The sequence below is a fragment of the Mycobacterium spongiae genome, from assembly GCF_018278905.1.
Taxonomy (GTDB): domain Bacteria; phylum Actinomycetota; class Actinomycetes; order Mycobacteriales; family Mycobacteriaceae; genus Mycobacterium; species Mycobacterium spongiae.
The window spans coordinates 3,118,985-3,142,210 of record NZ_CP046600.1 but is presented as its reverse complement, the minus strand read 5'-3'; the positions used below and the strand labels follow the sequence as shown (position 1 = coordinate 3,142,210).

The following is a 23,226-nucleotide window of genomic DNA, read 5'->3' as shown; positions in this document are numbered from 1 at the left end:
GTGTGCAGTGTGCGGCCCAAGACTTGGTTCGGAGCCATCATGGCCCCGGCGCCGAAAGGCCGGCGCGCTGGATCGAATCTGCGCCGGCCGTGGCTAGGGAGCTGGCGAGGGCAACCGCATGGCAACCGCCGAAGATCCGATGGAGCGGGCATCGGATGTTGCGATAGTCGGCTCCACAGTGCGCTTCCCGGGTGCCGCCGATGCGGACGAATTCTGGGATGTGTTGCGCTAAAGGGGAATGCGGTATTTCGAATACCGCAGCAGGGGGTGGGATGTCCAGGAATTCTTCGACCCGGATCCGGAGGTGCTGGGGAAGATTGCGACCCGGCGGGCAGGCTTCATCGAGGACGTAACGGGATTCGACGCGCCGTTCTTCGGGCTGCCGACGCACGAGGTTATGTCGATGGACCCGCAGCATCGACCACTGCTCGCGACGGCGTGGCAGGCGTTGGCGCATTTGGGCACCGCGCCAATGGCTTTGGCGAACACCCAGACCGGTGTGCACCTGGGTCTGACGACACATGACTACCTCGGCATTATGTCGGATGAGCTGAGTTGCGCCGAGATCGATTCGTACATGGCTATTGGGACGTCGGCTGCCGCGGGAGCGGGCCGGATCAGTCACCGGTTGGGGCTGTTGCGTCCGGCGGTCACGGTCGATACGGCGTGCAGCTCGTCGTCGGTGGCGGTCCATCAGGCTTGAGAAGCGCTGCGTTTTGGCGAGTGCGCCCTTGTGCTGGCCGGCGGCGCGAACGTCATGATCAGCCTGGGGACCATGATCGGCTTTTCTCGGGCGCACATGCTGGCTCCCGACCGGCGGTGCAAGACTTTCGGTGCGTCCGCGGAGAGGTGAAAGCATGACCGACGATGGAGTCATGGATTGCAAACGTCAGTGGACTCCGACAGCGGAGGTTGTCGAGCTTCTGAACAGTGCGTTGGTTGACGAGAGGCTTGAACAAGACATTTATGGGGCCTGAGCCGCTTCAGACTTCCTCGGCGAGTCTGCGTTGGTGAGCGTGTCGGTTGGCGAAGCGCGGTCTGGCTGATATACGCGGGTTGGCTACCGCAAGAAGGGGTTTCGGCTGGATCGTCCCCGCTTGTCTAGGGTCGAGTGGCAACCGCCGGGGGTCTGCTCATAGGTGTGTCGCGACTCGATCCACGCGCTGCCACCAGGAGATTTGAGGAGGAAGCAGATCAGGTGGGCGATCAGTCCTCCATGACCGCCAGCGACCAGCACCAGCCGGCACGCTCGCGGGCGATCGCAACGTTAGCCACTGTCGGCCGCTTGCGGCGTTCGAGGAAACCCACCCACCCGCGGTGCAGGCGACGGTTGCGGTCATCGCCGCGGGCGCGGGCACCGCGGCGGCCTGGTTCCATCGCGCACGCATCACCGCGCCCACGTGATAGCCGGGGGCGGTGATCGCAGGCCGCCTCGACGAGCAGCCGGTGGACATGAGTGTTGCAGGTCTTGGTGATCGTCCCTTGCGCCCGCGAGGAACCTGATGAGTATTCGGAGGGCACCAACCCCACAAACAAACCAATCGTGTTGCCGGTGAAACGATTCCAGTCGCCGATCTCGACGCCAACGCGAATCCGGTCAACGTGCTCACACCCCGTAGGCAGCACACTGTGCGCATGATCGAGGTGAACTTACTATCGGCCATGTCCTCGATCGCTGAGTCCAGGCGCCCACGCCGGGCCTGCATCGTCAGCCCGTGGTCGTCGTCGGCATCGAAGGCCATCCGTGTTGCCAATGACGTCAACTGCGTTGCCGCGTCGCTACGCAGCCACCGATGGTGAGTGCCGGTCCACGCTGCCCCACCGTAGTAGACGATGTCGTGGCGCAGTAGCACCGTGCAGAGTCGATGCCGCGCTCTCATCAAGTCCGCCTCGGGCATCCTCGCGGTTGCACCGCACCGGGTCAGGGGCCGCTTGCTGATCCACGCTTGGGATCGCCACCGAGGTGATCTCATCAAGCCACAACAGCCGGCAAAGATGCAGCCCATCCCGGAATCGGTCTTCACTCGATCACCGGACGGCTTGTGCACTGTCGATGGTGCGACGACCTCACATCGAACCCCTGCATCGGTCAACGCCCGATACACAACGGAACCGGTCGGCCCGGCTTCCTAAGCCACCGCCATGCGTTGCACCGCGGGACGCACCACAAAAGATAGAACAAAGCGCTTATTGACGATTGCGAATCGCAACGCGCGACGTGAGCAAGATATGACGAAACGCTGATAGCTCACCACGAATCGACAATGTACCAATTGATGACAACGAGCTGGATTACAGCTGGTTCGGTCGCTGTCGACCCCGCTGTTTTGCGGCGGGTGTGCGGGCGGTCGCTGAATTGTGTGATCTGCGAGGAGATGGTGATGTCGTTTGTGGTGGCAACACCGGAGCTGGTGGCGGCTGCGGCGACGGAGTTGGCGGGTATTGAATCGATGATCGGGGCGGCCAATGCGGCGGTGATGGCTCCGACGACGACGGTGGTGGCCGCGGCTGCTGATGAGGTGTCGGCGGCGATCGCGGCATTGTTTGGTGCCCATGGTGAGGCTTATCAGGCGGTCAGCGCTCAGGCGGCGGCGTTTCATGCCCAGTTCGTGGCGGGCCTCGATCGTGCGGGCAGTGCTTATGCGGGCGCTGAAGCGCTCAACGCGTCGGCGCAAAGCGTGGAGCAAGACGTGCTCGCGGTGATCAACGCGCCCACTGGCCTGCTGTTGGGGCGCCCGTTGATTGGCAACGGTGCCAATGGTGCCCCGGGTACGGGTGCTAACGGCGGGGACGGTGGGATTTTGTGGGGTAATGGCGGGGCTGGTGGTTCCGGGGCGCCTGGGCAGGCTGGTGGGGCTGGTGGGGCTGGTGGGTGGCTGATGGGCAATGGTGGTCGTGGTGGGGCCGGCGGTTCGGGCACCATTGGTGGCGCTGGTAGCGCTGGTGGGGCTGGTGGGGCTGGTGGGGCAGCGGTGGGGTTGTTCGGCCATGGCGGGGTCGGTGGGGCCGGAGGTGGGGTGGGTGGTGCCGGTGGTGTTGGTGGCCGCGGCGGGTTGTTCTATGGCGATGGCGGGGCCGGCGGCGCTGGAGGTACCGGTGCCTTTGCGGGTAGCGGTGGTAGCGGTGGTAGCGGTGGTAGCGCGATGTTGATCGGCAACGGCGGAGTGGGTGGGGCCGGCGGTGCCGGCGCCGCGGGCATTAGCGGCGCTACGCTGGGGGCGGCCGGCACTGACGGGAGCAACGGTGGGGCCGGTGGGGCCGGCGGTTACGGTGGGCGGTTGTTCGGTGATGGTGGCGCGGGTGGTTCGGGTGGTGTCGGTGGTAACGGCGGTAGCGGCGCCGCCGGCGACATGACCATCAATGCTGGTCGCGGCGGCGACGGCGGCAATGGTGGAGACCCGGGGGCGGGCGGGGCCGGTGGGCGTGGCGGTGCCTTTGGCGGTGCGGACGGACCAGGTGGACAGACTCCCATAGCCGGCGGTAACGGCGGCACCGGCGGCAACGGTGCCGATGGCCTCGCCGGCGCCATTGCAGGTGCCGGCGGCGACGGTGGTGACGGCGGGCTCGTCGGCGACGGTGGGGCCGGGGGCAACGGTGGTGCCGGTGCTGCCGGCAGTGACGGCGCTACGCCGGGGGCGGCTGGCACCGACGGGGGCGACGGTGGGGCCGGTGGGGCTGGCGGTAACGGTGGGCGGGAGTCGTCCGGTACTGGTGGCGCGGGTGGTTCGGGTGGCGTCGGTGGTCGCGGCGGTAACGGGGCCGACGGCGACAGCACCTTTGTCATCAACTCTGGTCGCGGCGGTGACGGCGGCAATGGTGGAAACCCCGGGGCTGGCGGGGCCGGTGGGAGTGGCGGTGGCGTTGGCGGTGCGGACGGCGCAGTTGGACAGACGCCCACCAGCGGGGGTAACGGCGGCACCGGCGGCAATGGTGCCGATGCCATCGGCGCCAACGGCGCCGACGGCGGTGTCGGCGGCGACGGTGGTGACGGCGGGCTCGTCGGCGACGGTGGGGCCGGCGGCAACGGGGGCGCCGCCGCCAACGGCCTTGATAGCGCCGCTGGCTCCAGTGTCGGTGGTCGCGGCGGAGGCGGCGGGGTCGGCGGTGATGGTGGTGCTGTCAGCGGTGACGGCGGTATCGGCGGTCGCGGCGGCCATGGTGGCGCCGGCGGCGACAACGCGGGATCCGAAAGTGTCGGTGGTCGTGGCGGTGACGGCGGTGGTGGCGGTGCCAGCAGCACCGGAGTCGGCGGTATCGGCGGTCGCGGCGGCACCGGCGGCAGCGCCGGCGCCAATTCCTTCACCAGTATCGGTGGTGATGGTGGTTCTGGTGGTGACGGTGGATTCGGGGCCACCGCTGGCGGTGACGGTGGGGCCGGCGGTCTAGCCGCTGATGGCCTTGACGACAACACCACCGGCTCTAGTGTCGGTGGTCGCGGCGGTGACGGCGGTCACGGCGGTGACAGCGGCGGGGTCGCCGGGGCCGCCGGTGCGGCCGCCGACGGCGGTAGCGGCGGCGACAACGCCGGCTTCAGTGCGGGTGGTCGCGGCGGTGACGGCGGTGACGGCGGCGACGGCACCGGGGCCGCCGTCGGCGCCGACGGCGCCGACGGCGGCAAGGGCGGCACCGCCGGCACCAACTCCACCACCAGTCGCGGTGGTGACGGCGGTTCTGGCGGTGACGGCGGATTCGGAGCCACCGCCGGCGGTGACGGCGGGGCCGGCGGTCTGGGCGCTGACGGCCGCGACGACAACACCACCGGCGCCAGTCGCGGCGGTGACGGCGGTGACGGCGGCAACGGCGGTAACGGCGGGGTCGCCGGGGCCGCCGGTGCGGCCGCCGACGGCGGCAACGGCGGCGCCAACGCCGGCACAGCCAGTATCGGTGGTCGCGGCGGTGACGGCGGTGACGGCGGCGCCGGCATCAACGGGGCCGGCGCCAACGGCGCGACGGGCGGCAAGGGCGGCAGCGCCGGCGTCAACTCCGTCAGCAGTTTCGGCGGTAGCGGCGGTGATGGTGGTGATGGTGGATTCGGGCTCACCGCCGGCGGCGACGGCGGTGACGGCGGTCTAGCCGCGGACGGCAGCGACAACAACGCCAACAACAGTGTCGGTGGTGACGGTGGTGACGGCGGTAACGGCGGCACAAGCGCCGGGGTCGCCGGCGCCGCCGGCGCGGCCACCGCCGGCGGCAACGGCGGCGCCAACGCCGGCGCCATCAGTCGGGGCGGTCTCGGCGGTAACGGCGGTAACGGCGGCGTCAGCACCACCGGGGCCGGCGCCAACGGCGCGACGGGCGGCGACGGCGGCAACGGCGGCGCCAACTCCGCCTTCAGTATCGGCGGTGGCGGCGGTGACGGCGGTGATGGCGGCGTCAGCACCACCGGGGCCGGCGGCAACGGGGCGACGGGCGGCAAGGGCGGCACCGCCGGCGTCAACTCCACCAACAGTGCCGGCGGTGACGGTGGTGCTGGTGGTGATGGTGGATTCGGGGCCACCGACGGCGGTGACGGCGGTGACGGCGGTCTGGGCGCTGACGGCCGCGACGACAACACCACCGGCGACAGTCGCGGCGGTGCCGGCGGTGCCGGCGGTAACGGTGGTGATGGTGGTGATGGCGGTCGCGGCGGTAGCGGCGGCCACGGCGGCAGCGGCGGTGTCAACGCCGGCACAGACAGTATCGGTGGTCGCGGCGGTGCCGGCGGTGACGGCGGCGCCACCAGCGCCAACTCCACCACCAGTCGCGGTGGTGATGGTGGTTTTGGTGGTGATGGTGGATTCGGGGCCACCGTCGGCGGTGACGGCGGGGCCGGCGGTCTGGGCGCTGATGGCCCCGACGACAACACCGCCGGCAACAGTTTCGGTGGTCGCGGCGGTGACGGCGGTAACGGCGGCGACAGCGGCCAGGTCGCCGGGGCCGCGGGCGCGGCCGGCGACGGCGGCAACGGCGGTGTCAACGCCGGACTCACCAGTCAAGGTGGTCGCGGTGGTGACGGCGGTGACGGCGGTGCCAGTACCACCGGGGCCGGCGCCGACGGGGCGGCGGGCGGCAAGGGCGGCGCCGCCGGCGCCAATTCCGTCGCCAGTGTCGGTGGTGGCGGTGGTTCTGGTGGTGATGGTGGATTCGGGGCCACCGTCGGCGGTGACGGCGGGGCCGGCGGTCTAGCCGCTGACGGCCTCGACGACAACACCACCGGCAACAGTTTCGGTGGTGACGGGGGTGACGGCGGTAACGGCGGCGACAGCCACGTGACGGCCGGGGCCGCCGGTGCGGCCGCCGACGGCGGCAGCGGCGGCGCCAACGCCGACTTCAGTCTGGGTGGTCGCGGCGGTGACGGCGGTGACGGCGGCGCCAGCACCACCGGGGCCGGCGCCGACGGCGCGACGGGCGGCAAGGGCGGCACCGCCGGCTTCGGCTCCTTGGGCAGTGCCGGTGGTGGCGGTGGTTCTGGTGGTGACGGGGGATCCGGGGCCACCGCCGGCGGTGACGGCGGTGACGGCGGTCTGGGCGCTGACGGCCGCGACGACAACATCAACGGCAGCAGTTTCGGTGGTCGCGGCGGTGCCGGCGGTAACGGCGGCGACGGCGGCGACGGCGGTCGCGGCGGTCGCGGCGGCCACGGCGGCAGCGGCGGCGTCAACGCCAGCACAGACAGTATCGGTGGTAGCGGCGGTGCCGGCGGTGACGGCGGCGCCACCAGCGCCAACTCCACCACCAGTCGCGGTGGTGACGGTGGTTCTGGTGGTGACGGGGGATCCGGGGCCACCGCCGGCGGTGACGGCGGGGCCGGCGGTCTGGGCGCTGATGGCCCCGACGACAACACCGCCGGCAACAGTTTCGGTGGTCGCGGCGGTGACGGCGGTAACGGCGGCGACAGCGGCCAGGTCGCCGGGGCCGCGGGCGCGGCCGGCGACGGCGGCAACGGCGGTGTCAACGCCGGACTCACCAGTCAAGGTGGTCGCGGTGGTGACGGCGGTGACGGCGGTGCCAGTACCACCGGGGCCGGCGCCGACGGGGCGGCGGGCGGCAACGGCGGCGCCGCCGGCGCCAATTCCGTCGCCAGTCGTGGTGGTGACGGTGGTTCTGGTGGTGATGGTGGATCTGGAGCCACCGCCGGCGGTAACGGCGGGGCCGGCGGTCTAGCCGCTGACGGCCTCGACGACAACACCAACAGCTCCAGTGCCGGTGGTCGCGGCGGTGACGGCGGTAACGGCGGCGACAGCGACGGGACGGCCGGTGCCGCCGGTGCGGCCGCCGATGGCGGTAGCGGCGGCGCCAACGCTGGCTTCAGTCTGGGTGGTCGCGGCGGTGACGGCGGTGACGGCGGCGCCAGCACCACCGGGGCCGGCGCCGCCGGCGCCGACGGCGGCAAGGGCGGCACCGCCGGCGCCAACTCCACCACCAGTCACGGTGGTGATGGCGGGTCTGGTGGTGACGGGGGATCCGGGGCCACCGCCGGCGGTGACGGCGGTGACGGCGGTCTGGCCGCTGACGGCCGCGACGACAACACCACCGGCGCCAGTCGCGGCGGGGACGGTGGTGACGGCGGTAACGGCGGCGACAGCGACGGGGTCGGCGGGGCCGCCGGTGCGGCCACCGACGGCGGTAACGGTGGCGTCAACGCCGGCACAGCCAGTATCGGTGGTCGCGGCGGTGACGGCGGTGACGGCGGCGCCAGCACCACCGGGGCCGGCGCCAACGGCGCCAACGGCGGCAACGGCGGCACCGCCGGCGTCAACTCCACCAGCAGTTTCGGCGGTGGCGGCGGTGATGGTGGTGATGGTGGATTCGGGGCCACCGCCGGCGGCGACGGCGGTGACGGCGGTCTAGCCGCTGACGGCCGCGACGACAACATCAACAAAAACAGTGTCGGCGGTGACGGCGGTGACGGCGGTAACGGCGGCGACAGCGACGGGGTCGCCGGGGCCGCCGGCGCGGCCACCGCCGGCGGCAACGGCGGCGACAACGCCGGCTTCATCAGTCGGGGTGGTCTCGGCGGTAACGGCGGTAACGGCGGCGCCAGCACCACCGGGGCTGGCGCCAACGGCGCGACGGGCGGCAACGGCGGTAACGGCGGCGCCAACTCCGCCTTCAGTAACGGCAGTGGCGGCGGTGCCGGCGGTGATGGCGGTGACGGTAGCGGCGGACTCGGCGACCCGGGCATCGACGGCGACCCCGCGGTCGGCAGCGTGGGTGGCGACGGCGGTGCTGGCGGTGCCGGCGGACCCGCTGCCTAGACCGTATGGGGGACCGTCGGCGCTGAGCTGAGTGTGGCGCGTTGGGGCCTCACTCACCCAGGTGGTGGCTGCCGGGACCATTCCGGATTTGGCCTTCAACTGCTCGCCGAAGTCGGCCCGATCCTCGATCGCGTCAACAACGCCGAACAGGCCGCCACCGAATGCGGAGCGGCGCCGGTCACCAAAGCGCCCAACAGCAGCCCAGTGGGCGCGTTGATCACCGCGAGCACGTCTTGCTCGATACTCTGCGCCGAAGCGTTGAGCGCTTCAGCGCCCGCATAAGCACTGCCCGCACGATCGAGGCCCGCCACGAACTGGGCATGAAACGCCGCCCCCTGAGCGCTGACCGCCTGATAAGCCTCACCATGGGCACCAAACAATGCCGCGATCGCCATCGACACCTCATCAGCAGCCGCGGCCATCACCGACGTCGTCGGAGCCATCGCCGCCGCATTGGCCGCCCCGATCATTGACTCAATACCCGCCAACTCCGTCGCCGCAGCCGCCACCAGCTCCGGTGTTGCCACCACAAACGACATCACCATCTCCTCGCAGATCACACAATCCAGCCACCGCCCGCACACACCCGCCGCAAAACAGCGGGGTCGACAATGACCGAACCCGCTGTAATCCAGCTCGTTGTCATCAATTGATAGATTGTCGATTCGTGGTGAGCAATAAGCATTTCTTCATATCTTGCCCACGTCGCACGTTGCGATTCGCAATTGCCAATAAGCGCTTTGTCCTATCTTCTGTGGTGCGTCCAACGGTGCAGCGCATAGCCTCTTCGCGGCGTTTGGCGGCTGGTACGTGAATCGCAAGTGCACCTAAGGCTCGGGGATGTCCCGATGGTGGATTCGTGTCGCTCAAGTTGAGGTGGGGCCTCGGTGGGTGTCGACGCGAATTCGACACATCGGGAATGTTGTGGCAACTGCCGGTGCGACAACACGGTGGGTGCCGAAATTGCCAAGGAGGACCGTGATGTCGTTTGTGATCGCTGCACCCGAGGTCGCCATGGCAGAACGCCTGGGTCGAGTCGTTCAACGGTCGGCTCCGCGATGAACTGCTCAACGCGTGGCAGTCCGACTCGCTCCTGGAAGCCCGCGTAATGATCGAGGACTGGCGCGGTGACTACAACGCCAACAGACCGCAACACCGCCCAAGTCGAGCTCACCCCCCACCCAGTTCGCTCTACAGTCGACCACGACCCACCAACCCCAATTGGCATAGCGACTCGACCACCAAACGGGTCCCCGTCAGACCCACAAACACCCGTGAACGATCCGAGTGAGAAACGGAGAGTTGCCGATGGACCGTGATCCTGTTTACGAATCAATTACCTTCGACCTCTGGCGGAGCAAATGCTTGGTTGCTGCGGCGGAGCTGTCGATCGCCGACCACTTGGCCAGCGGGCCATTGTCCCTCGACGAGCTTGCCGCTCGATGTGATTGCCCTGCGCAGCGGGTAATGCGGCTACTGCGGCCCCTCATTGGCGAAGGGTTCTTTTCGCGCAATCAAGCCGGTGAGTATTGCAACAGCGAGAAGACCGAACGACTTCGTAGCGATCATCCCCAGACCCTCTTGCCCATTGCGTTGCAGTTCGCCTGGACCCGTGACCAGGGCTGGTGGAAGGTTGCGGATTCGGTGCGCACCGGCCGGACTGGCTACCAGCTGGAGTTTGGCCAGGAACTCTTCGAGCATCTGGCGGACAACGAGAAGCTTGCTGCGAACTTTGATCGGGCGATGACAGCGTTGTATTCCGCCGAAACCGATGGGATTGTCCACGGATTCAACTTTGGTGACGTCGAGCGATTGATGGATGTTGGCGGTGGCAATGGTTCGACGCTGGTACCGATTCTGCAGCAGTATGACCATCTGCAAGGAGTGCTGTTCGATCAGGACCATGTTGTCGAACGTGCTAAGGAAGCACTGGCAGAGTCTCCGGTCTTCGATCGCATCGAGTTCCAGACGGGTGACTTCTTTGCCCCCATCGAGCATCGAGCCGATACGATCATGCTTCGACACGTCATTCACGACTGGGACTGGGACGATAGCCAGACAATCCTTCGCCATTGCCGCGATTCGGTTGGTCCCGACGGCCAGGTTCTGGTTGTCGAAATGGTTGTCCCCGAGGATGATCGGCCGCATCCTGCCAAGTGGCTCGATGCGGTCATGATGATCGTGACGGGCGGCTGGGAACGGACCGAAGAGCAGTACCGTGAGCTCTTTGACGGAGCGGGACTTCGACTCGATCGAGTGATCAGCGCCACCGTCCCGCATGCACGAGTCAGCGAGACGATCGAGATCCTTGTTGGCAAGCCGACGACCGCCTGACTACTTGCACAGCCCCGCAGCACTGATCACGGGCCAGCCGCCGACGGCTGATCGCCGGCTCGCGGGTCGCCAACTAGGGTGCAGCCATGAGCCTGGTCACCTATGAGCTGGAAGATCACATTGCCACCATCACCCTGAACCGCCCCGAGGCGCGCAACGCCATCAACGGGGCACTCCGAGGTGAACTCAACGCGGCCTGGGATCGGTTCCGCGACGAGGAGGACGCCTGGGTCGGGATCCTGACGGCCAACGGCAACGTCTACTGCGCCGGAGTCGACTTCAACGACGGCGAAGGGGCAGTCGGCACCTTCGGCGGCACCTTCTGGGAGAAACCGACGATCAACTCCTTCGAGAGTGGGATGGAGTTGTTCAAGCCCACCATCGCCGCGGTCCAGGGCCCGTGCGTTGGTTACGGATTGACCGGGGTGTTGTTCTGCGACTTCGTGATTGCCAGCACCGAGGCAACATTTTCGTTTCGCGAGGTGTTGATCGGCATCCCGACCATCGTCGGGGCGATCCGGCTGCCCCAGCGGGTGCGCTGGGCACACGCCATGGAGTTGCTGCTCACCGGGAAGCCAATCAGCGCCGAGCGAGCACTCGAGATCGGTCTGGTGTGGAAGCTGGTCGAGCCCCAGGACTTGCAGGCGGAGGCCCGCGCCTGGGCAACGACCCTCACCGAGGCCGCGCCCCTGGCGCAGCGGGCCACCAAGGAGGTGGCCTGGCGAACCGCGGATATGGGCTGGATCGAGTCGGTCCGGTTCGGCGAGACCATGCGCAAGGTGGCCGGAGCGACTGCGGACGTGGTCGAGGGTCTTCAGGCTCGGCAGGAGAAGCGCAAGCCTCACTGGCAGGGTCGCTGACCGAAATCAACTGCTCCTAGCCATCTCTCGCAGACGTTGGCGAACCCCCATCGTCACGCGGCCGGCAGATATCCTCACGGCCCGCCGAGTGGCTCGGACGTCGGGGGCGGTCGATTCTTGGTGGCACGGAAGAAGGCGTCGGCCTCGTCGTCCAGCGGATAGATGAGTTCTACCCGCAGGTCGGCAAGTGTGATGTCGACGGCGTTGTCGAATCGGGCGGCCAGAACCATGGTCCGCACGATGCCGTCCGGCGTTCGGAACCATGGGCACACCACCAGGTCCGCGGTCGCTTCTGCCGAGTCGAGTTCTCCCACCGAGCTCTGCACCGCGGCCAGCGCGGTGCTGAGGCTCTTGTCGAGCGGGAACTGCGCAACTTCAGCCCGCAGGCGCGCCACGGTCGCTCTGGCCACTTCTGGCCAGTTGGCGATGGTCTCGTGAGGGTCGCCGCGGTCGTACAGCCAGGTCATCATGTTGACCCCAGTGAGGTCGGCCCCGAACAGCCGCTCAGCCCCCCGATTTGCTTCGATCACCAACCAGTCTCGGGACAGCACGACGGCCGCATACGGTTCGTGAGCGCTCAAAAGGCGGTTGATAGCTGCTCGCGCCGGTCGGTAGCGAGGGGCGTCGAAGGGCTCCTCGGGATAGTGCGGGGAAAGGCCTGCGCCGAGCAACAGCTGGTTTCGCTCTCTCAGCTGAACCCCGAGGGCATCGCACAGGCGGATCACCATGGCGCCTGTCGGCCGTGACCGGCCAGTTTCGAGGAAGGAGATATGGCGCGGGGTCGTCTGTGCCTCTGCCGCGAGCATCAGTTGACTCATGCCCCTGCTGCGACGCCGCTGCCGCAGCAGTGTTCCGAAGGGACTTGTCTGGGTTGTCACCGCCCGGAGCGACCGGGAACCGGCGCCTGTTGGCGGGCGGCGACTCGTGGGTGGGGCTCGCCGCGCTCGACCCGGAACGCAAGCTCTTCGCCAACCTGCCGCAGGAGTCGGCGCACTTGCAGCCTCGCGATGGCCCCGAGCGGTCGCGCCCACGGCGCTAAGACGAGCCTCGCGTGGCTGGTAGCCACGCACCGGCTCGCGCCGTTGGGAACGATCGTCCAGCTATTGCGCGCTTCCCGCAAGAAAGGCGGTAGGCCAGAAGTCGCCACGTAGGCTAATTCCATTGCTTCGCTATCGAAGTGAGTGATCTCCTCGGTTACCGCACCGACGGGCAGAGGCCCGAAGCCATTGCTCTGGCAGCTGCGGACAGCGCCGACACCAAGCTGGCCCTCGAGCGTTGATGATCCGATGGTCGCGGTCCAGTCAGCGATCTCCCCGAATTGTGTGCCAAGTACTTCCCAGGCCGTGCTTGCTGGGGCGTTGATTGCAATTTCCGTGTGTAGCTCCATACGGCGACCGTACGCAGCCAGCGGGTGCGAGGCCATTCCCTAACAGGGAAGCAGGGCGCGACCAACGGCCCGCGAACGCGTGACTTCGGTCCCTACCGCCGATTGCGGTCGAATGGTCAGATCGATAGTGGTAGTAACGCACATCGAGAGATCCAAGGAGACCTCATGAGCACCCTTCCGACTCGGCGTTCGCCGGTGTCACTGTTTCCCGAGTTCTCTGAGTTGTTCCACGCATTCCCCTCGTTCGCGGGTCTGCGTCCTGCGTTCGACACCCGGGTGATGCGGCTAGAGGATGAGATGAAAGACGGCCGCTATCTCGTCCGTGCCGAACTTCCCGGTGTCGACCCCGAAGAGGACGTCGACCTCACGGTGAACGACGGACAGCTGACCATCAAAGCTGAGCGCAGCGAAGAAAAAGACTTCGACGGGCGATCGGAGTTCACGTACGGCTCGTTCGTCCGCACCGTGTCCCTTCCGGTCGGCGCCCGCGAAGACGACATCGAAGCCAGCTACGACCAAGGCATTCTCACCGTTTCGGTGGGGATTTCGGAAGCGAAGCCGGTTGAAAGGCGCATCCGTGTCAAGGCCGGCAACGCCGACTGACAACGTCAAGCGCTCGTTCGTCGAGACGTTCAGGGTGCTCGGGGGCAGGCCTCGCTGGCTGAGCGCATGCCGTGGTGCCACGATAGCTAGGTGACTCACGACGGTAGCTCGAACGCGGATTCCGGTACGCCGATGATGCGCGAAACGCTGTCGCAGCTGCGCCTACGAGAGCTGCTGCTGGAGGTCCAGGACCGGATCGAGCAAATCGTCGTGGCCCGCGATCGCCTGGATGGCCTCATCGAGGCGATCTTGTCCGTCACATCGGGGCTGAAGCTGGACGATACGCTGCGGGCCATCGTGCATACCGCGATCGAACTGGTGGACGCGCGGTATGGCGCCCTGGGGGTACGCGGCAGTGACCACGAATTGGTCGAGTTCGTTTCCGAGGGCGTCGACGCTGAGACACGCCAGCTCATCGGCCGCCTTCCGGAGGGCCGCGGCGTTCTCGGGTTGTTGATCGACGACCCGAAGCCCATGCGTCTGGATGACATCTCCCAGCACCCCGCGTCGGTGGGATTTCCCCCGAACCACCCGCCGATGCGCACCTTCCTCGGAGTTCCGGTGCGCATCCGTGACGAGGTCTTCGGCAATCTCTATCTCACCGAGAAGGCAGACGGCCAGGCGTTCAGCGATGACGACGAGGTGCTGGTGCAGGCCCTGGCAGCTGCGGCGGGTATCGCGGTGGAGAACGCGCGCTTGTTTGAGCGGTCGCGGGCGCGCGAAGCGTGGATCGAGGCTACGCGGGATATCGGGACACAGATGCTCGCCGGTGCTGATCCGGCGGCGGTATTCCGGCTCATCGCCGACGAAGCGCTCACGTTGATGGACGCGGCGGCGACGCTGGTGGCCGTTCCCGGCGACAGCGAATGCCCGTCGTCCAAGGTTGAAGACCTGTTGGTCCTGGAGGTGGCCGGGGCGGTCTCCCCGTCGGTCAAGACCGCCACCGTGCCTGTCACCGGAACGGTGATTGGAGAGGTATTTCGCGACCTCACGCCGCGGCGCCTGGACCGCCTTGACCTCGGGGTTGTCAGCTTGGGAGCGCCCGGTCCCGCCATGGTGCTGCCCCTGCGTGTCACTGGGACGGCCGCGGGTGTTCTGGTGGCGCTGCGGGGCCCCGGCGAACAGTTTTTCAGCGATCGCGAACTTGACATGATGGCCGCCTTTGCCGATCAGGCCGCGCTCGCTTGGCAGCTCGCTACCTCCCAGCGGCGGATGCGCGAACTCGACGTGCTGAGCGACCGTGACCGGATCGCTCGCGACCTGCACGACCATGTCATTCAACGGCTGTTCGCGGTCGGGCTGGCGCTACAGGGAACGATTCCGCGGACACGTTCGGGTGAGATTCAAGAACGGCTCGCCGGCTGTGTGGATGACCTTCAGGAAACAATTCAGGAGATCCGCACCGCCATCTTCGATCTGCACGGCGCCAACTCGGGCTCGACGGGGCTGCGGCAAAGGCTGGACGAGGCGATCGAACAATTCTCCAGTCCCGGATTGCGCACAACGGTCCAGTACACGGGCCCGCTGTCGGTTGTCGATTCGGCGCTGGCCACCCACGCGGAAGCGGTCTTGCGCGAGGCCGTCAGCAACGCAGTCCGGCATGCGAACGCAACCAACCTATCGATCAAGATCAGCGTCGAGGACGACCTGCGGATCGAGGTAGTTGACAACGGTGTCGGGATCTCCGGCGACATCACCGAGAGTGGTCTGAGAAACCTCCGCCAGCGTGCCGAGGCTATGGGCGGCTACATCGTGCTCAAGAATATGCCCGGCGGTGGGACGCTGCTGCGCTGGTCGGCGCCGCTACGGTGAGGGGAGTCGAGGACAGGTGACAGCGGTGCAGGACCGATGGCAAACCGAGTGAGGTCTAATGTCCCTGCTGCGTCCCACGGACGTCGCATAGCGTTGAGTGCAGCCCGATGACCCTGAGAATCTGCCGGAGATCCATTCCGACAAGCCGCGCATAGGTTCCAACGAGGAGCGTGAAATGTCTGAGACAACAACAAAATACGGAATACTCGTCGCTATCGATGGGTCACCGCAATCGGAGACGGCACTGGCCTGGGCAACGCGTGAGGCGGTCATGCGGCAGCTGCCGCTGACCATGATGCACGTCGTTCCCCGGGTGGTCGTCGGTTGGCCCGTCGGCCAAATATATTCGGACATGCCGGAATGGCAGAAGGACAACGCACGGGAGATCATTGAGCGGGCGGGCCAGGTGTTCACCGACAGCCTCGGGGGATCGGAACCGCCCGAGATGCAGAGCCGGATGGTCTATTCCGACGTCGCCGCGACACTCATCGACGCGTCTGAGGATGCATGGATGGTCGTCGTCGGCAGTCACGGGATGGGCGCACTCGGCCGAATGCTGTTGGGGTCGGTCAGCTCGGCGCTGCTGCAGCATTCCCATTGCCCGGTGGCGGTGATTCATTCCCCGAATGGCGCGGCTCCCGACTCCCAGGCACCGGTGCTGGTGGGCATCGACGGGTCGCCGGTATCGCAGGCGGCGGCAGCCCTGGCCTTCGACGAAGCCTCTCGGCGTGGGGTTGAGCTGGTGGCCCTGCATGCCTGGAGCGACGTCGGGGTGTTCCACATCGTCGGAATGGACTGGCGGGACCGCGCGAGCCACGGTGAAGAGATCCTCTCGAAACAGCTGGCCAGTTGCGAAGAGCGGTACCCCGATGTCCGCGTGCGCCGAGCCTTGGTCTGCGACAAGCCAGCCCGATGGCTGATCGAGCACTCCGAAGAGGCCCAACTGGTGGTCATCGGTAGCCATGGCCGCGGCGGGTTCTCTGGCATGCTCCTGGGTTCGGTGAGTTCGGCGGTGGCCCGTTCGGTGCAGATCCCGGTCATTGTGGTTCGCCCGGCCGCCAATCACCGGTAGCGGAAGAGGTCTTTGGTCCTTTCCAGAGAGGGCCTTTCTGCAGGCGCGACCGTCGGCCCAGGACAGTACTGTGCTGGCCGTGACCTATGTGATCGGTAGCGAATGCGTCGACGTCGTGGACAAGTCCTGCGTGCAAGAGTGCCCGGTCGACTGCATCTACGAGGGTGCCCGATCGATGTACATCAACCCGGATGAGTGCGTGGATTGTGGGGCGTGCAAACCGACGTGTCGGCTCGGGGCGATCTACTGGGAAGGCGACTTGCCCGACGAGCAGCAACGCCACCTCAAGGACAACGCGGACTTCTTCCGGCTAGCCCTGCCGGGCCGCGAGGCACCGCTCGGCTCGCCGGGAGGGGCCGACGCGGTGGGCCGCATCGGTGCGGACACCCCCTTGGTCGCGGCAATCCCGCCGGCGGGAACCTGACTGGGGGACCGGCTCGACAGTCTGTGCCCGGTCACCCCACTTCGATAGTTTGGCCGGGCCGCAGGAATTGCGCGCGGCCACGGCATTCGACCTCGATCGGCTCCGCGTCTCCGCTTTCCGCGGTCAATACGGCGCTTCGCCCGCTGACCCGCAGGTGCAACCGGTGACCCCGATAGACGAACGGAAATTCCAGTGGGCCGATCGCTTCCGGCCATAGCGGGGCGAGCACCAAGCGGTCGTCGCGCGCCTCCAGTCCGGTGAAGCACCGCTGCAGCAGGTCGATGCTACCGGCCATCGCTGCCAGGTGAATTCCTTCCGAGGTCGTGCCACCCTGGACGTCGGCGATATCGGAGAGCAGCACGTGCTCGAAGTACTCCATGGCATTGCCCCGGTTGGCACGGGCCAGCACCCACGAATGCACGACAGCGCTCAGCGTCGAACCACCCGAGGTACGCGCAAGGTAGTAGTCGACGGTCTTCGGGATTTGGCCGGGCGCAAAACGGTAACCGAGCCGGCCGAATAGCCCGATCAACTCGTCCGAGGACAGCAGGTACAGCAGCATGAGAGCGTCGGCCTGCTTGGACGCCTTGTAGTTGTTCACGCTGTCGCCTTCGGCTTCCAGTATCCGGTCGAGCCGTTGGATGTTTCCGTATCGGTCCCGATAGGAATCCCAATCCAGTTCTGCCAGCTCGGAATAGCCTTCGAACTGGCTGATCACGCCGTCGTGGAAGGGAACGAACATGCGCAGGCTCACATCCTCCCACCGCTCGCGCTCGTGGCTTGTCAGCCCGAGTTTCTCGACCAGATGCAGGCGATCGGTGAGCGTGAGCAGGTCCAGTGCCTGCATTGCTCGCAGGATCACCCACACCGCCATCACGTTGGTGTACGCGTTGTTGTCGATCCCGTCGTATTCCTTGCCGGGATAGCCAGAATGGAATTCGTCAGGGCCGATCACTCCCCGGATCGTGTAGCGGCCCCGGCTGTCATCCAACGTGGCCAGACCGACCCAAAAGCGCGCGATCTCAACCAACAACTCCGCTCCGTAGTCCACGAGATACTGGCGGTCGCCGGTGACCTGGTAGTAGTGCCATGCGTTGTACGCAACAGCTAGTCCGACGTGATGAGCGCGGGCGCTGGGATCCGGATTCCAGCGGCCGGACCGTGGATTGAGGTGTAGCTGTTGACTCACTTCGGAGCCTTCGCTTCCGGATTGCCAGGGATACATTGCGCCCAGGTGGCCCGCGTGGCGTGCCGCCCGGCGGGCCTCGGGCAGTCGCCGGTATCGGTAGCCGAGCAGCGACCGCACCACAGTGGGCATGCGCAGGCACAGGACGGGGGAGACGAACAACTCGTCCCAGAAGACGTGTCCGCGGTAAGCCTCGCCGTTTAATCCCCGCGCCGGCACCCCGGCGTCCAGCTCGCCGGTGTGTGGCGAAATGGTCGCCAGCACATGCATCAAATGCAATCGCACGACGCGCAACTGGTCCGCGTTGTCGTCGAGCTCGATGCCGCACCGCTCCCACAGGCGTGCCCACGCCCGCACGTGCTGGTCGCGGAGCTCGGCATATCGAGGAGCTTCGTCGAGGCAGCGCTGCGCGCTTGTCCCCGGCGTCGAGATCGCGGCGTCGCGGCCGGTGACGATCGTCGCGACCTTTTCGAGGGTGACCGAACGACCTGCGGACAGCCTCACCTGGATATCGTGGCCGCCGTGGTGGTCGTCAATGACGACCCGATAGTGCGCGTCGGGCAGCTGGTCGCCGCACCACAGCGTGTTGCGGGCCGCGACCGCGATGGCGATACCTGATTGCGATGTCCGGGTTCGCAATAGCACCGTGTCGGGCGGCACCGCCTCGATTTCGGGTGCGGTGAGGTGCTCGCTCGACAATTGCTGATAGCGCTCCACCAGGGCATTGCGCACGCCCGCGTCCACCAATGATCTGAACTCAACGGTGCCCGACCAGTTTTCGGCTGTTATCGCCGTCCGCATGGCCACGATGTTGGGCCGGTGCATGGACGCGAACCGCTCCTGGACCATCGTGGTCACCCGGCCGCCCGCGTCGCGGAATCGCAGGCTGCGAGTCAACGTCGCGCGGCGCACATCCACAATCTGGCGGTAGGACAACAGCTCGGCCTCATCGACGTCGAACCAGGCTCCGTGGTCGATGCGGAAGGTCAGCGGCAACCAGTTGGGAAGGTTCACCAAACTCTCGTTGTCGATGGTGCGGCCAGCCATTTCGTCGGTGAGCTCGTTGTACACCCCGGCCACATAGGTACCCGGGTAATGGGATTGGCTTGCCGACGATTCGGGCGCGCAGCCTCGTGAGCCCAGGTAGCCGTTGCCCACGGCGCAGAGTGATTCGCGCAGCCGCTCCTGCTGCGGGTCGTAGCCCTCGAACACCAGTGTCCATGCATCGTCTGGCTGCGGTGGGACCGTCTGCGGATGCCGGGCCAGCCACGACACGAGTTCGCAGACCGCGTGCGGAGATTCGAGACTAGCGGTCGCTGCCGATGGACGGTCCCCGTGTTCGTTGTGGCGCACGACGATACCCACTCCGGTGAAACGCACGGCGTCGAAGGCGTCTTCATCGGTAAGGTCGTCGCCGATGTAGATCGGCAACATGTCGTCGGTGCCACTGTCGGGGTCGGCTGCGGCGAGCTGCTCGATGATCCAGTCGACCGTTTTCCCTTTGTCCCACGCCACGTCCGGCCGGAGCTCGATGACCTTGCGGCCGGTGGTGACGCGAAAGCCCTCCGCATGTCCGAGGTTGCGCACTGCGGCAATGACGGCGTCGACCTTGTCGTCCGCGACGTTGCGATAATGCACGGCGACTGCGAACCGCTTGTGCTCCACCTGGGCGCCTGCGACGTCGTCGAGGGCGTCGGCCAACCGCGTTGCTGCTCCGGCCAGGCTGTCAACGGCTGTGGCAGCCGGATTCTGATGGTGGCTCCCGTCGGGCGCCATCACCTCGAAGCCGTGACTGCCCGCGAGCCACAAGCCGTCGATGGCGACTCTCTGACGGACGTCGTCAAGATCGCGGCCGCTGACGATCGCGACCGGGCACCGGAGCGCCAGCATGCGCAATGCTTGTGCAGCGCCGTCGATCAATGTTGCCGCCTCAGGGTGTTCGACGATCTCGGACAGCGTGCCGTCGAAGTCGAGGAACACCGCGAGCTGGCGGCCGGTCAGCAATCGTTTCAGTTGTCTGTTGATCACCAACGCGTCCGGGAGCGTCGACATGGCCGCGTGATGGGCTCGCACGGTCACCGCGGCGAGATCGGCGACCACGGCGTCGGCGCCGCAGGACAGCAACGTGTCGGCGTAGCCGTTGCGGTCGACTCCGATAACCAGGCCGAATCCGCCGGTCCTGGCAGCGCGCACACCGGCCGCACCGCTGGCGATGACGACACAGCGGCCAGGGGTGGCCGCCAGACGTCGTGCCATGTCGATCAACGCGGCCGGATCGGTCATGGCGGGTTGCCCTGGTTCAGCGGTGGCCGCGCCTCCGTCGCACACGGCGAACAGCGCACCCAGGTTGGTGGCATCGAGAATGTGGTGGCAGTGCGGGTTCGATGAGTAGGCGCCGGCGCCGATACCGGCGACTTGTAGCCGGCGTGCGAGCGCGACGGTCGAACCCAGTTCGGGTACGGCACTATCGAGCAGGCTGAGGAATCTGCGACGCCCGTGTTGGGTCAATACCGGTGGCGCGCCGTCGGTGAGACCGGGCGGCGGTTCGGGAACGGCGGGGTCAGCGGTGAACGTGGCGTGCGCTTTGCCCTCGTACTGTCGGTGGGGCAGATGTTCATCGAGTAGCTGCTTGAAGGTGGCGGCGTAGAGCGGTGTGATTGTGGTGACCAAGTCGTCGAGGTTGACGATGACCGCGTCGTGGTAGCGCCGGTCGATGGTGGCGGGCTGTTCGGTCACGCTGGTGACGATGCCACAACGCGGGCCTCATTCGTCGGCTACGCAACCAATCAAGGTCACATGGCCATGAGATTGGGGACTAAAGCCTCACGACCGGTCACGGTGGCATTTCATAGCGTTGCTGGTGATGGAGGGAGAACGAAATGTCAGTACCCGTGGAACGTTTCGGCATCGTTGTGGGGGTCGACGGCTCGGCGGCTTCGAACGCCGCAGTCGGTTGGGCTGCGCGCGAAGCGGGGATGAGAAACCTCCCGCTGCACCTGCTCCATGTGGTCAACGCTGACGTCGCGACGTGGCCGCCGATTCCGTACCCGGACACGTGGGGGACCTGGCAGGAAGACGAGGGGCGCCGGGTCGTTGCGGCAGCACACAAGATCGCCGAAGAAGCCAGCACGGCTGATCGCAAGCTCACCATCACGAGCGAGCTCGTGTTTTCGGCGCCGATCCCGACGATGGTGGAGCTTTCCGCTGAGGCAGAGATGGTGGTGGTGGGTTCCTCCGGCCACGGGGCGTTGGCCCGGGGTTTGCTCGGCTCGGTGAGTTCGAGTTTGGTGCGGCGTGCGAATTGCCCGGTCGCCGTCATCCGCGACGAAGACTCACCAATGCCCGATGCGGAGCCCGCCCCGGTGTTGGTGGGGATCGACGGTTCGCCGGTCTCGGAGCAAGCCTTGGCAGTCGCGTTTGACGAGGCGTCGCGCCGCGGCGTCGAGCTGATCGCGCTACACGCGTGGAGCGACGTCGAGGTGGTCGAACTTCCGGGGCTGAACTGGTCGACGGTGCAGGCCGAAGCGGAGCTCAGCCTCGCCGAACGCTTGGCGGGCTGGCAAGAGCGCTATCCCGACGTGGTGGTCCGCCGGGTCGTGGTATGCGATCGCCCAGCACGGCAGCTCGTCGAGCGTTCGGCAGCGGCCCAGCTGGTTGTGGTCGGCAGTCACGGTCGTGGCGGTTTTGCCGGCATGCTGCTCGGTTCGGTGAGTAATGCTGTCCTGCATGCCATTCGGACGCCGGTGATCGTGGCGCGCCCGAAGTGAGCGTCGGGCTCGAGGCGCGTGAACCCCGGCGATCGGATCCACGCCGCGATAGCTGCCGACATGCCTGCGCCTGATCTGGCGCCGGGTGCCCCGTATGCGGATGTGCGCGAAACCCACACGGCGGTGGTGGTATTGGTCGGCGACCGGGTGTTCAAGGCGAAAAAGCCCGTTGTGACCGACTTTTGCGACTTCCGCACCACGGAGCAGCGCGAGCGCGCATGCATCCGTGAAGTCGAGTTGAACCGCCGGCTCGCCGCGCAAAGTTACCTCGGCATCGCCCACCTCAGCGACCCCGGCGGAGCGAACCCCGAACCTATTGTCGTCATGCGCCGCTATGACGACACACAACGGCTGGCGTCGATGGTGACCCGCGGGGTACCCGTCGAAGACGCCCTCGACGCGGTCGCCGCGGTCTTGTCCCGATTTCACCAGCGCGCCGGGCGCAACCGCCTCATCAGCGCCCAGGGCGAGGTCGATGCGGTAGCCAAGCGCTGGCACGACAACCTCACCGAGCTCGACCGCTATGCCGGTAGCGCGTTTCCGGGGGAGGTGGTCGACCGGATCGGGGAGCTGGTGAACGAATTCATCCGTGGGCGCGATGTTTTGTTCACGCGCCGGGTTGACGAAGGCTGCATTGTTGACGGCCACGCAGACCTGCTCGCCGACGACATATTTCTGCTGGATGGCGAGCCGGCCCTGCTCGATTGCCTGGAGTTCGACGACGAACTCCGCTACGTGGACCGCATCGACGACGCCGCGTTCCTGGCGATGGACCTGGAGTTCCTGGGCCGCAAAGATCTTGGTGGGTATTTCCTGGACCGCTACGCCGCGCACTCGGGAGATACCGCTCCCGCGTCGCTGCGCGACTTTTACCTGGCGTATCGCGCCGTGGTGCGGGCGAAAGTCGAGTGTGTGCGAATGGCGCAGGGCAAGACCGAAGCCGGTGCCGACGCGGGGCGCCATCTCACGATCGCGACCGAGCATCTTTGCAACGGCGCGGTGCGGCTGGCGCTGGTCGGCGGAAGCCCCGGCACCGGAAAGTCGACCGTCGCGCGCGCGCTCGCGCAACGCGTGGGCGCACGAGTCATCTCGACCGACGACGTGCGGCGCGAGCTCACAGAATCCGGGGTCATCCAGGGTCAACCCGGCGTGCTGGATTCGGGTTTGTACAGCCGCGACAACGTTCGAGCTGTCTATGACGCTGCCCTGCGCCAGGCCCACCGGTTGCTCGGCGCCGGACAATCGGTGATCCTCGACGCCACCTGGGGCGATCCGCGGGATCGCGCTCAGGCCCATAGGCTGGCGAAGGAAACCCATTCGCCGATCGTCGAACTCAGGTGTTCGGCGACTGCCGACATGACGGCCGACAGGATCAGCACCCGAGCCGCGGGCAACTCCGATGCGACCCCTGAGATAGCGACAGCGCTCGCCGCCCGGCAGGGAGGCTGGGACACCGCGTACCTGGTTGACACGTCTGCGCCCCTCGACGAGTCCGCGGGACGAGCCTACGACATCTGGCATAGAACTCTGTGACGTCGAAAGGA

At 67.0% G+C, this 23,226-nt stretch carries 12 protein-coding genes and 4 pseudogenes; 11 read left to right on the top strand and 5 right to left on the bottom strand.

The annotated features are described in order from the left end of the window. The first annotated feature begins 118 nt into the window (after positions 1–118). Positions 119–853: pseudogene (locus F6B93_RS12760) on the top strand (beta-ketoacyl [acyl carrier protein] synthase domain-containing protein). 353 nt (positions 854–1,206) lie between these two features. On the opposite strand, the pseudogene F6B93_RS12755 reads toward F6B93_RS12760, so the two are convergent. Continuing rightward, positions 1,207–2,129 (bottom strand): annotated as a pseudogene (locus tag F6B93_RS12755) (transposase); the annotation flags it as partial. Positions 2,130–2,381: 252 nt separating this feature from the next. Between F6B93_RS12755 and F6B93_RS12750 the strand changes: the two are divergent. Beyond that, positions 2,382–8,237 carry a PE family protein gene (locus F6B93_RS12750; RefSeq protein WP_211695434.1) on the top strand — a complete coding sequence of 1,952 codons (5,856 nt, stop codon included), beginning with the start codon at positions 2,382–2,384 and terminating at the stop codon, positions 8,235–8,237. Positions 8,238–8,410: 173 nt separating this feature from the next. On the opposite strand, the pseudogene F6B93_RS12745 reads toward F6B93_RS12750, so the two are convergent. Further along, positions 8,411–8,776 (bottom strand): annotated as a pseudogene (locus F6B93_RS12745) (PE family protein); the annotation flags it as partial. A gap of 458 nt (positions 8,777–9,234) precedes the next feature. Here F6B93_RS12745 and F6B93_RS12740 point away from each other — a divergent pair. From F6B93_RS12740 to F6B93_RS12730, 3 genes and pseudogenes are all read left to right on the top strand, one after another. Further along, positions 9,235–9,467, top strand: a pseudogene (locus F6B93_RS12740) (integrase core domain-containing protein); the annotation flags it as partial. A 78-nt stretch (positions 9,468–9,545) separates the two neighbouring features. Further along, complete coding sequence (locus F6B93_RS12735; protein ID WP_211695432.1) at positions 9,546–10,571, top strand: methyltransferase; 1,026 nt, start codon at positions 9,546–9,548, stop codon at positions 10,569–10,571. An 86-nt stretch (positions 10,572–10,657) separates the two neighbouring features. Further along, a complete protein-coding gene (locus tag F6B93_RS12730; protein ID WP_211695431.1) occupies positions 10,658–11,431 on the top strand; it encodes an enoyl-CoA hydratase/isomerase family protein in 774 nt (257 codons plus the stop codon). Between the two features lie 74 nt (positions 11,432–11,505). Here the strand turns inward: F6B93_RS12730 and F6B93_RS12725 are convergent, their stop codons facing one another. Both F6B93_RS12725 and F6B93_RS12720 read right to left on the bottom strand, forming a co-directional pair. Further along, a complete protein-coding gene (locus F6B93_RS12725; protein WP_281426085.1) occupies positions 11,506–12,309 on the bottom strand; it encodes a helix-turn-helix domain-containing protein in 804 nt (267 codons plus the stop codon). Next, positions 12,306–12,818 carry an SRPBCC family protein gene (locus F6B93_RS12720; protein ID WP_211695429.1) on the bottom strand — a complete coding sequence of 171 codons (513 nt, stop codon included), beginning with the start codon at positions 12,816–12,818 and terminating at the stop codon, positions 12,306–12,308. Before F6B93_RS12720 ends, F6B93_RS12725 begins: the two co-directional genes overlap by 4 nt. Positions 12,819–12,983: 165 nt before the next feature. Here F6B93_RS12720 and F6B93_RS12715 point away from each other — a divergent pair, with 165 nt between their 5' ends. The 4 genes from F6B93_RS12715 (at position 12,984) to fdxA (ending at position 16,729) form a co-directional block, all read left to right on the top strand. Then, positions 12,984–13,421 (top strand): Hsp20/alpha crystallin family protein, encoded by a 438-nt coding sequence (locus F6B93_RS12715; protein WP_211695428.1) that lies wholly within the window; start codon positions 12,984–12,986, stop codon positions 13,419–13,421. Positions 13,422–13,556: 135 nt separating this feature from the next. Next, positions 13,557–15,233 carry a GAF domain-containing sensor histidine kinase gene (locus F6B93_RS12710; RefSeq protein WP_425518545.1) on the top strand — a complete coding sequence of 559 codons (1,677 nt, stop codon included), beginning with the start codon at positions 13,557–13,559 and terminating at the stop codon, positions 15,231–15,233. Between the two features lie 175 nt (positions 15,234–15,408). Further along, complete coding sequence (locus F6B93_RS12705) at positions 15,409–16,305, top strand: universal stress protein (RefSeq protein ID WP_211695426.1); 897 nt, start codon at positions 15,409–15,411, stop codon at positions 16,303–16,305. A gap of 79 nt (positions 16,306–16,384) precedes the next feature. Then, positions 16,385–16,729: a ferredoxin gene (gene fdxA, locus F6B93_RS12700; RefSeq protein ID WP_211695425.1), complete on the top strand. Its 345-nt coding sequence runs from the start codon at positions 16,385–16,387 to the stop codon at positions 16,727–16,729. Between the two features lie 31 nt (positions 16,730–16,760). On the opposite strand, the gene otsB is transcribed toward fdxA, so the two are convergent. Then, the gene (gene otsB, locus F6B93_RS12695) at positions 16,761–20,663 is read right to left on the bottom strand and encodes a trehalose-phosphatase (protein ID WP_211699450.1); all 3,903 of its coding nucleotides are present in this window, start codon (positions 20,661–20,663) and stop codon (positions 16,761–16,763) included. A gap of 131 nt (positions 20,664–20,794) precedes the next feature. On the opposite strand from otsB, the gene F6B93_RS12690 reads away from it, so the two are divergent. Together F6B93_RS12690 and F6B93_RS12685 are read left to right on the top strand one after the other, a co-directional pair. Beyond that, positions 20,795–21,682, top strand: a complete 888-nt coding sequence (locus F6B93_RS12690; protein ID WP_211695424.1) for a universal stress protein — start codon at positions 20,795–20,797, stop codon at positions 21,680–21,682. A gap of 60 nt (positions 21,683–21,742) precedes the next feature. Further along, positions 21,743–23,215, top strand: a complete 1,473-nt coding sequence (locus F6B93_RS12685; protein ID WP_211695423.1) for a bifunctional aminoglycoside phosphotransferase/ATP-binding protein — start codon at positions 21,743–21,745, stop codon at positions 23,213–23,215. Positions 23,216–23,226 lie beyond the last annotated feature (11 nt).

Excerpts from the sequence above, each read along its gene's own strand:
- F6B93_RS12750 (WP_211695434.1), top strand. The coding sequence starts at position 2,382 with ATGTCGTTTGTGGTGGCAACACCGGAGCTGGTGGCGGCTGCGGCGACG.
- F6B93_RS12735 (WP_211695432.1), top strand. The coding sequence starts at position 9,546 with ATGGACCGTGATCCTGTTTACGAATCAATTACCTTCGACCTCTGGCGG.
- F6B93_RS12730 (WP_211695431.1), top strand. The coding sequence starts at position 10,658 with ATGAGCCTGGTCACCTATGAGCTGGAAGATCACATTGCCACCATCACC.
- F6B93_RS12720 (WP_211695429.1), bottom strand. The coding sequence starts at position 12,818 with ATGGAGCTACACACGGAAATTGCAATCAACGCCCCAGCAAGCACGGCC.
- F6B93_RS12715 (WP_211695428.1), top strand. The coding sequence starts at position 12,984 with ATGAGCACCCTTCCGACTCGGCGTTCGCCGGTGTCACTGTTTCCCGAG.
- F6B93_RS12710 (WP_425518545.1), top strand. The coding sequence starts at position 13,557 with ATGCGCGAAACGCTGTCGCAGCTGCGCCTACGAGAGCTGCTGCTGGAG.
- F6B93_RS12705 (WP_211695426.1), top strand. The coding sequence starts at position 15,409 with ATGTCTGAGACAACAACAAAATACGGAATACTCGTCGCTATCGATGGG.
- F6B93_RS12690 (WP_211695424.1), top strand. The coding sequence starts at position 20,795 with ATGTCAGTACCCGTGGAACGTTTCGGCATCGTTGTGGGGGTCGACGGC.
- F6B93_RS12685 (WP_211695423.1), top strand. The coding sequence starts at position 21,743 with ATGCCTGCGCCTGATCTGGCGCCGGGTGCCCCGTATGCGGATGTGCGC.